Consider the following 13,756-nt stretch of genomic DNA (forward strand, 5'->3'; position numbering starts at 1 on the left):
TCACGCGTCGCCTCCGAGAAGGCCGAGCTGGGTGCCCTTGTGGCCGACCTTGTGGCTCTCTTCGACGATCGCAGGCCACGACGTGATGAGCTCGTTGTAGGGGCGGGCTTCTTCCGCCCACTTGTTCCGTTCGCAGAGCGTGTAGAGGCGATAGGCGAGCTGGCGGATGGCGTCCTGCTTCTCGGGCATGCGCGCGAGGAGCGTGCCGGCCTCGTGCTCGCTCTCACCGAGCGCGCGGCACATCTGGTGGCAGGCTTCCCAGACGGGAACGCGGTCGTCCTTCGTGGGGTCCCACTTCTTCGGGTACTCCTTGATGCGAAGGAGGCGAACCTTGCCTTTTGTTGCGTCGAGGACACCGGCTTCAACGACACCATCAACGGCGGTCCCCTTCGCGCGCGCGAGCTTGTCCGCATCCCCGAAGAGTCCGGCGCTGAACCCGAACAACCCGAACCAATGGACGCAGAATCGCGTGTCTGGGTCGAGATCGTCGTCCTCCCCGAAGTAGGCGTCGACTGCCTTGTTGATGTGGATGAGGGCACTATGCACGCTCATCGGCGAACCATCGGCTTCGAGGACGGCCTTGTACCTCGAGAAGATCGCCATTCCGGGACCGATGACTGCTTGCGGGAGATCGACAGGTGCGACGGCGGCTTCCGGGTCGGCGGTCATCTCCGCGAGGTGCTTCGGCAGCTCGCGCTCGAGCTGGCGGAGGAAGTCTTTGCGAGCCACCGTTGTGGCTGCAGCGGCGCGCGGCCGGCACACCAGAACGATGCTCGAAGCCAACGCGTTCGTGCCGGAGCCGACGAGGCGATTCGAGAGCTCCGTGCGCATCGGCCATGTCCCCGTGAGACCGAACCCAGCATCAAGGAGGGCCTGAAGAAACGTCTCCCAGCCGGTGCTCGATGTTCCCTCGTCCCCCTTCGTGTCCGACTGCTTGAAAGCGTAATAGATGGTGGTCGGGAAGTCCGGCCGACCACTCTCCGCCAGGTTGTGGAGCGCACGCGTCATTCCGGCGAGAAAGAACGCTTCCGCTTCCTTCTTCCCGCCGTGGCGGTATGGCGTCGCGACAAGTTCTTCGGCCTTCGGAACAGCGAGCGTCGCGAACAGCTCGGGGAACACAGGGCTCAGACCCTTCCGAAGCCACACGTAGAAGAAGTCCGACAGATCCGCGTACCCGATATTGTCGTAATAGGGTGGATCCGTGGAGCAAACCTTCAGCTTTGTACGCTCCTGAGACTGAGCGTCAGCGAGGACCGCTTCTCCAGCCGGGCCGGGTGTGAGGCGCTTCAAGACGTCCACGACTCGGTCGACTGCACTGTCCGAACTTGCAGCTATCCCAGAGAAAGGGTTGGCCTCGGCAAAGTCCCACGACATGGGGATCGCTTGCCGCGAGAACACATTCCGAACTCCGGGCTTCCTACCCTGCCCGTCTCTGATGTCCCACGTACAGATGTTTGAGGAACGGTCGGCGAGTCGACTTACCGTAAAGCCGAGCAGCAGCGCAACCGCCTCGCCATACGCTCGCGCACCGCGTCCGCCCGCTTCGAGGGGCCGGTCGTCGTCCTCGAAGCCAGCACTTACGCCATCAGCACGGCATCTCCCAACCACATCTTGGACCAAGTCGGCGAAGGTACTGAGCGCCACAACTTGGCGTGCGGTGAAGAGCTCGCCATATGTACGGAGGCCGTAGTCGGGAGGCGAGAACCAACGAGGATTCTTCGGCAGCTCTTGACCAGGACGCCAAGACGGCGTTGCACTCCGCGCGAGGCATTCAATCTCGTCGGTTGGCGAGAGATAGACCCGTCCGTGGTCGCCTTCCGCGACCACCGCCATTAGCCGTTCCTTCATCCTCCCGGCTGACGCTTCGGACTTCACATGTTCGGGCGTGATCGGCACGTCGGACATGATGCAGCGGAAGTTCGCGCCGCGACCGAGCTTCGTCCCCACTTGCGCCCACGCTGGTGCTGGACCGGCGTGGACAGCGAAGCGGTAGGACTTCTTCTCAACAACGGGCTCCACATACGCCGAGTTGCCCGCTTGCGATGCGAGCACGAAGCACGATGCGAGCGGCACCTCGACTTCTCCGTACGCCGGGTTCGGGCTCTTCACTGTCCTCGCCCAGAGCCACGCGATGACCGTAAACTTCTGGCCCACGAGCGGCTTCAGGTCCGGCCGGTCCTTGGCCATCTCCTTCGTGATCTCGACCTTCGGATAGAGGTGTCCGATCCGCTTCTCGGCCTCCTCACGCATCCAGGCGCCGTAGCGCCGGACGTCCTCTGCGAGCCCCTTGGCGCCCGACCAGTCCTCGGCAGCCTTTGCCTTCGTCTGCTTCTCGCCCTTCGGAATGGGCCCCACCGGCGGGCGTCCAGCGAACTTCGGCGGGATCTCGATCATCGCCTTGTTGATGAGGACGGCCACCGGGTTCAAGTCGCTGGCATGCGCTTCGAGCCCGAGGCGCTGGGCCTCCAGCGGGATCGCTCCGCCACCCGCGAAAGGATCATGGAAGGCCGGGAGCTTGTTCGGGTCGAAGAGCGTCTTGGCGTTCGGGTGGTTCTTGTTCGCCTCGCACGTCTCCTTCCACGACGCGCGGATCTCCTTGCGCGCGCGCTCGAGGACGTCCTCGTTCGTCGTGTTCTCCCACTGTACGAGCTCGGTGATCAGCTTGAAGAGCTCGTTCCTCTTCTTCGTGATCGCGCCCTTGATCTGGTTCTTCTTCAGTTCTTCGTCCGTGTACTTCCACGACGGATCGTTCACGAGCTGGGCGAAGAGCACCGCGCGCGCCGCCGCCAGAGGCCGGCGCGCCCACCAGAGGTGCAGCGTCGACGGGTGACCGTGGCGGATCGACTTCTCGCGCGCGGCGGCCTTGTTGATCTCGTCGAGCGGGAGCGCGACCTCGATGAGCTTCTTCGGGGCAATGATCTTCGGCAGCGTCATGATCGGGGCGAGTCTTCCTGTCCGAGATTCGAGTCGGGAACGCCGAGCGCGGCGGAGACACGCGCAAGCACGGCCTCGTCGTCATCGAGTCCTCCGACGGCGAGGTCCGTGTCCGCGTCGTCGGTGCAGAGGACGTAGGCAATCGCCGTCCGCGCGAGGGCCTTCGCGTCACCCTCGAGCGCGTCGAGCATGCGGAGAAGAACGCGTGCGCCTTTCACGATGCCGGCGACTTGGTCCAGTTCGATGTGGGGGCAGTCCGTCGCTGCGTGGCTGCGAAGGTTCGCTGCCCACGCCTCGAGCTCCGCCTCGACGCTCGCAGCGCTTGGCGGAGTCGGCTGCGCGAGGACCTCGTCGAGCAGGCGCTCGAACACCTGCGCCGTGCGCTCCGGCAGCGCCGTCACGGCTCGCGTCACCAGCTCGGAACGGGTGACCTTCGCGGTCTCGGTCTTCCTCACGACGACGTCGCCCGCGACACGCGCGCCAACGGAGATCGCGAGGTTCACGAGCTGCGACCGGGGAAGAGGCTCGCCCGTCGCCGTGCAGATGTTGGCGCGGACAGTCTCGACGGCGACGCTCCCACTGCCCTCGTCGAGCAACGCCTCGAGCGCCTCGGCCTGCGTCGGCACGCGCACGGAGTCCCACTCGGCGAGCCCGATGGCGCCGGAGACGCTGAGGCGGAAGCGTCCGTCGATGCGCGCGAGCGATCGAAGCATGCGCGGCGTGATGCCTTCGGCGACGTCGCCGAGCTCCGTGACGAAGCGGCCCACTTCCGGGCCGGGCATGCCTCGCTGCTCCGCATGGAGCCACTCGTAGAGCGCTCCCAGCACACGGTCCGAGCGCGCTTCGCCCCCCGGCACGTCGCGGGGATAGAGGCCGAGCGTTCCGCCGTCGAGCAGGAGGAAGGGGCGCTTCATGCGCATCATGTTCCAGGTGTTGTCCGAGACCCCGCGGACCTTCGCCAGGGCTTCACGGGCCTCATCGTCCGGCATCGGGCCGCCGTGCGCTCGGAGGATCTCTTCGAGCGCCGGCCCGATGTGCACCCTTTTGCTCTCGACGTCCTCCACAACCTCCGTCCCCTCTCGAGAGGCAAGCGCCACGACATTGCGCCCGAGGTACACGAGCTCCGGCGATCGCTTGAGGAGCGAGCCGAGCGTCCACGCGTTCATCCACTCGGGCAGATCGCATTCGGTCGCGAGGACCTCGACGAGCTCGGCCGTGGACCACTGGCGCTCCGGTCCTTCGCGCTCGATCGCCCGTCGCGCGAGCGGGGGCAGGCGCCGCGCCCAGCGCTCCCAACCCTCGATCTTCTCCGGGACGGAAACGAGCCCGTGGTCGACGAAGATGGCCTCCGGCGGCAAGCGCCCGCGACCGTGCTGCGCCTCGATCGCCGACCGCTCGAGCGGGCCCTCGGCGGCACGGAGCGTGGCGAGGATGGCATCTTCACGCGTTCGGCCGAAGCCGACGATGCGCGTGCCCTCCTTGAGCACGGGCTGGTCCAGGTACCCGAAGAGCGCCCGCGCGTCGGCTACCCCGATGTCGAGCGCCGACGCGACTGACCGCGCGAGCTCGTCCTCCTCGATGGGGAAGGTCGCCGCTTCCACCAGCGTCCGAGCACGACGCAGGTGCGTGGCGAGGGCCGCCTGCTCTGCGCGCGAGTAGACGAGCCGATCGTTCAGGAGGAGCGCGTGGGTGTCGCCCGCGAGGAGCTCGTTCACGAAGAAGAGGAGGCTCGGGACCTCCTCGGCGTCGAAGGCGAAGAGCGCGTCGCGCGTCGCGACGGACTCGGGTTCGGACACGAGAAGTTCGCATGCGGCGGAGAGGCGGCGGGACGCCTCGGTGCGCGCAACGCGTCGGCGGAGCCGGTCGATCGCCCGCGACTCGAGCTGGCGGATGCGTTCACGGGAGACGCCGAAGCACTCTCCGAGCTCGTGAAGGGTGGGGATCGTGCCGGCGAGCCCCGAGCGCTGCGTCGCGATGATCCGCTCCTTCCCCTCGAGCTGGGAAAGGCCCTCGCGCAGGAGCGACGTCCAGCGGGCGCCGTCTGGGATGACGGGGCTCAGGCTCGGGGGTGGAACGTCCGCGTCGGTCCCGAGCGTCTTCGCGGACTCCAGCGGCGGAATGCCCAGGCGCTCGAGTGCGGACTCCAGGACGGCGAGCGTCGCCGCGACCGTCCCTCGGCCGACGTTCTTGGCTTTCGAAAAGTCCTCCCACGGGACGGCGAGGAGCTCGCCGAGCGTCCTTAGCCGTCGCGTACTCGCGAACGTGTGGACGCGCGCCGGGAACTCGAAGTCGGTCAGCGGTGCATGGCCCACGCCAGCAAAGCGCGTGCGGTAGCTCTCCCAGCGCGTGGCCTTGCCTCCCTCGGGCGCGCCGATCGGCTCGACCGAGGCTGGGACGAGACTCGCCTGTCCCGGTTCCCGTCGCAGGAGCTCTCGGCGCGCTTCCTCCCAGCTCGCGCCGAGGGCACCCTGAATGGCGAGACGTGCGTCGGAGACGCTCTTTCTCCCAAGGTTCCGCTCGACGAGAAGTTCCTCGGGCGACAGGCGCGCGAGGTCCGCAACGGACTGATATCCCCGGCGCTCGACGAAGTTCGCGAGCCTGGCCGGCAGGGCCAGTGATGCCAGCGGTGTCGAGAGCGCCGCTTCGAGTCTGTCGAGAGCATCCTCCATCATCACGCGAGGTGCGGGGCCTTCGCCCGCTTCAAGAGGGTCTTCATCGCGACGTTCACGCTCACGACGCTGCCTTCGAGCTCCTTCGTGAAGGGCGCGCGGATGTAGTGCGGGCCGTCGACCGTGTCGCCGTCGACGCGCACGATCGCGAGGAAGAACTTGTCGCCCTGGTTCAGCGCCTCGAGGACCTCGTTCGCGGTGACCACGAAGGTGTCCGCGTCGATGTAGCGACCCTTCACCTCGATGTGCCGGCTCTCTCCGGCGGGGGTGATGGCGGTGACGTCCCAGCCGCACTTGTCCGCGCTGACGTCTTTCACCAGGTTGCCGAGCTTCTTCTCGGCCTCCATCACGGCGTTCATCGCGATGAGCTCGACCCGCCGGCGCACTTCCGCGTCGGCCTCCGGGGCAGGCGCCTTGCCTTGCGCCTCGTCGATGAGCCCCTGGGGTATGATGAGCGCGCAGCCGGCGACGGTCGGCGGATTGCTCGCGAGCTCGAGCTGCCCTTCGAGATCTCGCCGCCGCGCCTCGAGCCGCGCCTTCAGGTCTTCTACCCGCTTCTTCGCATTCTCGGGCTGCATCCGGGGTTGCTTGCCCGCCTTCACTTCGGCGGTGAGCTCCAGGGCGCGCTTCGACCAGTGATTGATCTCGCGCGTGAGCCGCTCGTGAACCGCCTCGAGGGTCTTTCGTACGACGGCCTTCCGGCGCACGGTGACCTCGTCGTAGTGCTCCTTCACGAGATGAGCGCTCGCCCAGGTGAGGGCGACGCTCGACAGATCTCGCTTGAGCCACGGCTGGGCGAGCACGCGGTCGACGACGGCGCGGTACTCGGGCCACGGGGCGTCGTAGCTGAGGTATGGCGCAGCGCCCGCGTGGCGGGCCCGCCCCTCGGCGTCGATCTCAACGAACTGCATCTTCCGCGACACGAGCCGCGTCATGCTCGTCCCCTCGCGGATGCCGTGGTCGAGCATGAACATGAGGCGCGGCGTCGTGCTCGGATCGGTGGGGTCGACGAGCACGGTGCCCGCGTGGAGCGACTTCTCGTCGGTGTCGAGGACGATGTCGATCAGTGCCGACATCAGCGGATGCGCGGGATGCACCAGATCGGCGACGGGCTTGTGCAGGATGCGCATCAGGCCGCGGTCGAAGGTGATGCGCTCGTAGCGCTCGAGGACCGGCTTCCGGCTTCCGTCGATGGCGTGCTTGCGGCGAACGGTCGCCGGCACGTGCTTGATCTCGTACCGGCCGGACTCGCGCTCCTTCAGCTCGCCGCCGAACCGCGAGAGCGACTCGCTCACGAACCGCCGCAAGTAGAAGGGCTGAAGCTTCTTCGCCTCGGCCTTCTCCATCGCCTCCTTCACGGCGTAGAGGCGCGACTGGTCGAAGACATCGGCCGTGAGGGCGTTGCGGTCGATGATGTCCTGGAGGTGCTTCCGATCGAGAGCGCCTTCGACCTTCTCAAACAGCTTCGCGCGCACCTCTGGCCTGTCGCCGTACCGGATGGCCTCGATGAGCATCTCCTTGAGCGGGCGGTCCTCGAACGCCTGCCCGAGCACGTCGAAGACCTTGCCCTGGAGCGCCTTCCGTTCTTCTTCCAGCTTGGCGAAGAGCCGGTTGAAGACCTCGCCCTCACGCGTCTCGATCGCCACGAGGTTCCAGAGGTGGCACACCTCGGTCTGCCCGATGCGGTGGATGCGTCCGAAGCGCTGCTCGAGGCGGTTCGGGTTCCACGGCAGGTCGTAGTTCACCATCAGGTTCGCGACCTGAAGGTTTACGCCTTCGCCTGCGGCGTCGGTGGCGACGAGGACGACGACCTCGGGGTTCTGCCGGAACTCCTCCTGCGCACGCAGCCGGTCCTCACGGCGGGTGCCGCCGTGCATCTCGATGACGTGGGCGGGGTTCCCGAGGACGCCCGCGATCTTCTTCTTCAAGTAGTCGAGCGTGTCCTTGTGCTCGGTGAAGATGATCATCTTCCTGCGACGACCACCGGGCAGGAACATCTCCGCGGCGTCGGACTGGAGGATCTTCGAGAGCTCGTCCCACTTCCGGTCGACGCCGCTCTTCAAGACGTCTTGAGCTTCGCGCTCGAGGCCCTTGAGGAGCGTGATCTCGCCTTGTAGCTCCGGGATGGTCTTCGCCGCCGTCGCCTCGTCGACGAGCTCCTCCTCGATCTCCTCGAGCTCCTCGGCTGTCAGCTCCTCGTCTAGGTCGCCGTTGAGGCCGAGATCCTCCCAGCCGGGGGACTTCTTGTAGCTCGCGGGGTTCTTCAGCCGGTCGAGCCGTTCTTCGAGCTTCTCGCGTCGACGGCGGAGCGAGTGAGCGATCGCTGCCGGCGATGACGCGAGGCGCCGCTGAAGGATGGTCAGGGCGAAGCCGACCATGCCCTTCTTCTTCCCCTCGAGGTTGTCCGCGCGTCCCATCTCGTTGCGGACGTAGTCGGTGACGCGCTCGTAGAGGTCCTTCTCGGCGGGGGAGAGCGTGTACTTGATGGTCTCGGCGCGGCGCTCGGGAAAGAGCTTGGAGCCGTCGAACTTGATCAAGTCCTCCTTCACCATGCGGCGCATGATGTCGGTGACGTCCTTCGGCTCGGCCTTCGCGCGGGCCTTCCCGTAGAAGCGATCCGGATCGACGAGGGCGAGCCACGCCTGGAAGTCCTCCTCCTTGCCGTTGTGCGGCGTCGCCGACATCAGGAGGAAGTTCCGCGTGCGCTCGGGCGAACCGATGAGCCGGCCGAGCTCATAGCGCTTCGTGTACGTCAGCTCGTTCCCGAGCCCGTAATGGGCGGCCATCTTGTGGGCCTCGTCGACGATGACGAGGTCCCAGCGCGCGGCGTCGGCCTTGAGCTTGTCGTGCCACTCGACCTTGCGGGAGAGCTGATCGAGCTTGGCGATGAGCCGCGGGTGCTCTACGAACGCGTTGCCCGTGGCAGTCGACTCGACGAGGGCGTTCGTGAGGATGTCGAAGCGCAGTCCGAACTTCTCCGAGAGCTCGGTCTGCCACTGCTCGACGAGGCTCCCGGGGGAGATGATGAGGCACCGATCGAGGTCGCCGCGGAGCATGAGCTCCCGGATGAGGAGGCCCGCCATGATGGTCTTGCCGGCGCCGGGATCGTCGGCGAGGACGAACCGGAGCGGCTGCTTCGGCAGCATCGCCTCGTAGACCGCTGAGATCTGGTGCGGGAGCGGCTCCACGTCGGACGTGTGGACCGCCATCATGGGGTCGAAGAGGTGAGCGAGCTTGATGCGCGTCGCTTCGGCCGCGAGCTTGAAGGACTCGGGCTTCGCGTCGAAGGCCCACGTGCGCGTCTCGCTAGCGACTTCGAGCTTGGCTTCGTCCGCGCGGAAGAGGGTCTTCTTGAGGACGCGCCCGTCGAGGAGTTCGTAGGTCACGTCGGCGGCGTCTTCGCCGGCCTTCTTGATGTAGAGCAGCTTGACCGGAGCGGAAGCCTCGATGCCGGCGACATGCGTGTCGACCTGCAGGTCCTCCAACTTCAGCATCGTAACGAGCCCCCCAGCACTTCTCTTCTCCCGCCCGCCCGGGCATACGAATTCATCGAATCTACCAAGATAGGCCGGCCGCGGCACCGGTTTCAACGCCCGACTCTCCGCGCCATGAAGAAGACGACAGGACGTGTCGCACGGACCACGAACCGGCCCCCTCGGGAGCTACGAGCGTGGCGTTCGTGGACAAGCCCGACTGTCAGGCGCGGGCTATTGGAGCCCGGCCGGTTCGAGCCCCGCGGCCTCGAGGATCGTGTCCAGCGAGATCTCGTCGACGGGCTCGAGGCCGACCTTCTTGGAGAACTCCATCGCATGAGGGAAGCGCTCGAGCGCGTCGGACGGGTCGATGAGATCGAGATTGAGCGCCGCGAACTCGGTTCGGGTGAATGCGACCGAAACGAGCGCTCGTTCGACGTAGTTGCCGATTGCCGTGTCGAGAACCCATCCGCGGCCGTGAACCAGCGCCACTTCGACAGGAAGGAGGGCGAAGAGCTCGCGCGCGATCCGGAACATCGCGCTGCATACGTGGTCCTGGTACAGCTCCCAGAACCGCTGGACCGGCATCTTCTTGGTTGATCGCTTCCCGGTCTTCGTCAGCGAGAGGATCTCTGCGGGGATCACGTCCTTGCCGTTCACGCGCAGGCGAGCCTCCGCGACGAGCGGAGCCAACGCCGTCGCCTCGATCTCTCCGCCGAGTTGACGAAGCTCACCGAACGGCGACAGGTGCTCGAGCGCCGCTTCGTACGCGTCGAGATCGCCCTGGTTGATCCCGCGCGCAAGGTTCACGAACCACTGCCATCGAGCAACCTCCTGCTGATGGTGGCCGAGCGCCTGCTGGTAGGCGCCCCACTCCTGCGCACGTGCTTGCTCGACCGCAGCGTGGAGTTGCTGACGCACGGTCTCGACACGGCCCATCATCTTGTCGGTGAACGACGGCTGCCACGCGGAGAGAGCCTGCAGCGCGGCGTGCTCAGCGTTTCGAAGGTGCGGGGGCGGCGGTGGGGGTGGACTCGCCGCGATCGCGTTCCAATCCCAGGGGCTCCACGACTCCTTATGGAGCGAGGTCAGGAGCGCAAGTCGATTCTCGAAGCATGCGACCTCATAGGCTGCTCTCTGTCGTTCCTCCGCACGCGCGAGCTCGCGTGCCTGCGCCTCGAGTCGTCGTTGTTCGGCCCGCGCCGCTCGCTCGGCGGTCCGCGTCGCTCCAGACCACGAAGCCCCGCCACTACGACTCCTGCCACCACTGAGCGAGCTACTCCAGCCGAGGCCGGTTCCCGGGACGTATGCGCTGACACGCGACCCTCGGGGGCCGGTGCCGACGCGAAACCCCTTCACGCCCCACGAGGCGCCGAGCCCCTTCTTGCTGACGTTGAGCCTGAAGCCTCCGGGCAGACGGAAGCTCTTTCCGAAGCGGAACCCCACGACACCACCTTATCCCCAGTGGGATCGAGTTGCAGCACGCGGCGGCAGAACATGTCGCGACTCCCCGCGAGCGCTTGTCCTACACCCCCGCCCCTGACGGAGCGTGAGTTCGATGGAGAACGCTGCGCCAAGATCAGGCCCCCACCCGATCTGTTTCATCGAGTACGCGCCTGAACTGAGCACCGCCCCCGTTTCGCTGTCGCGCGATCGCGATCGCCTTCCTCTCCGCGCCGATGACCGTTCCGATGCCGCGCGCCAGAGCCTTCGGTCCGACCGGGTCCAGGCCGCCGAGCAGGAGGCTCACGATGGCGATCTCACGGTTCGTTGGAAGGCGCGCATGGTCCGGATCGCTCGATCGCGGAAGCGGGTACCCGTCGAGCAGAGCGACGAGGTACGCGCGTCGCCACTCATCACTCCCGGGAGCTCTCGGAGGACGTCCGAAGACGACGAAGCCCTGATGCGGTCGGTCGAACACGGCACCCGTGTACGGATCGCGATCGATGGTGACGATGCGACGCGTCGTGCCCGTTCGATAGGTGGCGGCGATGAACTCGCGCAACACTTCGAGGCGATCCCGTCCGACGCGTTCGACGAACGGTCGGAGCGCTACGGCCGTGTTCCGGCGACGCTCTACCAGCTCTGGCTGATTCGGGTCGCGAAGCTTCTCGACGAGGCCTTCCAGCTCGCTCAACAGCGAGTCGAAGCGTGGCTCTTCACTGGCAAAGAATCGATGCAGAACAGCTTCGGGCGCGGTGAGGCCGACGAGCGACAGTGGATCCGACGCCACGTACGGACGGCGATCGAGCCCGGAATCGACGAGCACCTGCTTCGCTCTGCGAAGCGCGTTCAGAACGTCAGCGAGCGCCTGCTCTGCCTTGAAGAAAGCCACGTCGGCCTCCCTCGCATCGCGGATCACGAGTGGCCAGTCGGGACCCCATGGCGTAGACGGCCATCCAACCCCGAAGACGCTGGCGTACTCCTCACGCAGCTCGCGCTCGACAGCCGCTCGAGCGGCCTTCTCGTCCTTCTTTTCAGCCGGTCGCTCCCCCTTCGACACAGTCAGCCGGCGACCGACTGTGCCGTGGCCGCGAGGGCCTGTCCGGCTCATTCCTGTGCTCATGACGGATGCACCGAGAACACTCGATGCCAGCACGGCGCGCAAGATCGCCGTCGAAGCATCGTGCGATCCCCGAACCGTTCAGCGCGTCTTCCGCGGTGAGCCCGTCCGGGGCCTTGCTGGCGATAGGGCCCGCGCGGCACTTGCCGCCCGCGGCCTCCTGCCGTCGATGACGAAGTAGCCGGTACCCCACCTTCGCCTTCACGGGCGCCCGAGCCACCGCTCGCGGCGAACGGGGAGGTCTTGCCTCAATTCCAACCTGCGAGGATCCATGGCCACGAACAAGACGAACGATTCGGACAACGTCCTGCCCGCCGATCTCATCGCGAAGCGTGACGAGATCGCTCTGCTCCTGACCAAAGCACGGCTCGATGACGCCGAGACGAACTACCGGGTGGGCGTCGCGGTCTACGCCGTCATGCGCGATCCCGAGCGCTACGGAAAGCGCGGCGTGGCGAAGATCGCCGCTGCCGTGCCGTGCACGGCGGCGCTCTTGTACTCCTACGCCAAGGTGGCGGCGACGTGGGACGAAGAGAGCTTCGGCGCGCTCATCAATCGAAAGGACTCGAAGGGCCAGTCGTTCTCGTTCTCGCATCTCATCGCCCTGGCGGGCGTCTCCGATGCGCAGAAGCGCGAGTTGCTGATCGATGAGGCGCTCGCGAAAGCGTGGTCCGTGCGCGACCTCGCACGCAAGTGCCGAGGAGCTCGCGCTCGGCGCGGGTCAACGGCGCTCGCGTTCGGCGACATCCTCGGCGCAATCACCAGCTCCACAACTGCGGCGGTTGAACGGGCGGTGCGGGATCTCGAGGCTCTCGCGAAGGTCGCTGCGTCCGGTCGGCCCCCGCCCGAGAACACGGAGTCGGTGCAGTTGCTCATGGAGAACTGCCGGGCGGCGAAGGCGCGCTTCTCCGAGCTCGAAGAACTGGCGACTCGCCTTCTCAGCACGCCGCTTCAGGAAGCGGCGGAGTGATGGGCAGGGCCATGGAGATGCTCGTGCCAGCGATGTTGGAAGACGTTCACGGCAGGTTCCACTCGACCGAACGCCTCGCCGCCGACGTTGCGAGCGACAGCGAGCTCGCCGAGTGCGCCTGCGACCTGCTGGACCGGCGAGCAGTCCTGCGCGGACCGCGTGTCGACATCGGGGAGCGCGTCGTCTTCGCGAGACTAACCAAGAGGAACGCTTCGCGCTTCAACCGCGAGCTTCGGCGCAAGCTCGCCGTGGAGCTGACGGAGGACTCCGCACGCATCCTCGCGGCGTACGTTGCGCTCGCACCGCGCGATCAGCCGGACACCGTGATCGACCTCGCGACGTGGCGGATCGCGCGCGGGAAGTGATCCGCTGGACGCTGAGCTTGGCGCGGGAGGAAACAACCCGTTCTTCCTTTGACTTCAAGGGACGCTATCCGGGCCGCGAGCTTTGGACGGAACGTGAGCCCGCACTGAACCGTAACCAGAAGGAGCCACGCGATGAACATGAGGAGCAGGAAGCGGAGCGCGAGTACCAACCGGGAGCACCGACTTCGCGCGCTCGATGCCCCGCCGACCAAGGTCGTGCGTCTGCGATCGATCACCAACGCATGCAACGCGCGCAGCCGCCGGGCTGGCCACACCCGCGCGCCGAAGGTGCCGCAATGAGCGCGGCCGCGCGGTGCGCGAAGATCGGGTACGGAACGGAGGCGCTTGCTGCGAAGGCGGCAACGGAATCGCCCTCGACGCTACGGGCATACCTCTGTCCGTCCTGCGCTCGATGGCACTTGACGAGCCGGCAGGTGAGCGACGGACCGCTCACGGACGAGCTCCTGCTTCGCCTGCCAGCAACGGGGAGAATGCTTCCGGTAGGCCTGTTCGTGCGTCGCTTTCCGGACGGCCGAACGGTCGGCATCACGCTGAAGGCAGAGGGCCACTTCGCCTACGTTGCGGTCAACCGAAAGCACCTGCACGCCGTCAAGGCTGCGATCGAGGAGGTTCTCCGGAGTGACGTGGAGTCCGACGGCGTATAGAGCTCAAAGGGCCCGACACGAACCGGGAACCAGCAGAGCGTCACTCAAGGGGGCGCGACCTCGCGTGTCCTTGGCCTACCATCCCGTCGCCGAGATCGCGACGGTGGATCGAGGGGC

At 66.6% G+C, this 13,756-nt stretch carries 8 protein-coding genes; 3 read left to right on the forward strand and 5 right to left on the reverse strand.

Features of this window, described 5'->3' with window-relative positions; translation table 11 throughout:
• From KF837_25290 to KF837_25310, 5 genes are all read right to left on the reverse strand, one after another.
• Window positions 1-2,934 carry a DUF1156 domain-containing protein gene (locus KF837_25290; GenBank protein MBX3230658.1) on the reverse strand — a complete coding sequence of 978 codons (2,934 nt, stop codon included), beginning with the start codon at window positions 2,932-2,934 and terminating at the stop codon, window positions 1-3.
• The gene (locus KF837_25295) at window positions 2,931-5,606 is read right to left on the reverse strand and encodes a hypothetical protein (GenBank protein ID MBX3230659.1); all 2,676 of its coding nucleotides are present in this window, start codon (window positions 5,604-5,606) and stop codon (window positions 2,931-2,933) included. Before KF837_25295 ends, KF837_25290 begins: the two co-directional genes overlap by 4 nt.
• Window positions 5,606-9,097 (reverse strand): DUF3883 domain-containing protein, encoded by a 3,492-nt coding sequence (locus KF837_25300; GenBank protein MBX3230660.1) that lies wholly within the window; start codon window positions 9,095-9,097, stop codon window positions 5,606-5,608. Before KF837_25300 ends, KF837_25295 begins: the two co-directional genes overlap by 1 nt.
• 213 nt (window positions 9,098-9,310) lie before the next feature.
• Window positions 9,311-10,522, reverse strand: a complete 1,212-nt coding sequence (locus KF837_25305; GenBank protein MBX3230661.1) for a DUF4236 domain-containing protein — start codon at window positions 10,520-10,522, stop codon at window positions 9,311-9,313.
• Between the two features lie 133 nt (window positions 10,523-10,655).
• A complete protein-coding gene (locus KF837_25310) occupies window positions 10,656-11,579 on the reverse strand; it encodes a hypothetical protein (GenBank protein ID MBX3230662.1) in 924 nt (307 codons plus the stop codon).
• A 331-nt stretch (window positions 11,580-11,910) separates the two neighbouring features.
• Here KF837_25310 and KF837_25315 point away from each other — a divergent pair, with 331 nt between their 5' ends.
• Genes KF837_25315 through KF837_25325 form a run of 3 tightly spaced genes read left to right on the forward strand, consistent with a single transcriptional unit; the run spans window position 11,911 to window position 13,639 of the window.
• On the forward strand, window positions 11,911-12,609 hold the full coding sequence (locus KF837_25315; protein MBX3230663.1) for a hypothetical protein: 699 nt from the start codon (window positions 11,911-11,913) through the stop codon (window positions 12,607-12,609).
• 32 nt (window positions 12,610-12,641) lie between these two features.
• Window positions 12,642-12,974: a hypothetical protein gene (locus KF837_25320; GenBank protein MBX3230664.1), complete on the forward strand. Its 333-nt coding sequence runs from the start codon at window positions 12,642-12,644 to the stop codon at window positions 12,972-12,974.
• Entirely contained in the window at window positions 12,950-13,639 is a 690-nt protein-coding gene (locus KF837_25325) for a hypothetical protein (protein MBX3230665.1), read from the forward strand. The genes KF837_25320 and KF837_25325 overlap by 25 nt, the downstream gene beginning before the upstream one ends.
• The last annotated feature ends 117 nt before the right edge of the window (window positions 13,640-13,756 follow it).

Origin of the sequence: Labilithrix sp. (assembly GCA_019637155.1) — a bacterium.
GTDB lineage: Bacteria > Myxococcota_A > Polyangia > Polyangiales > Polyangiaceae > Labilithrix.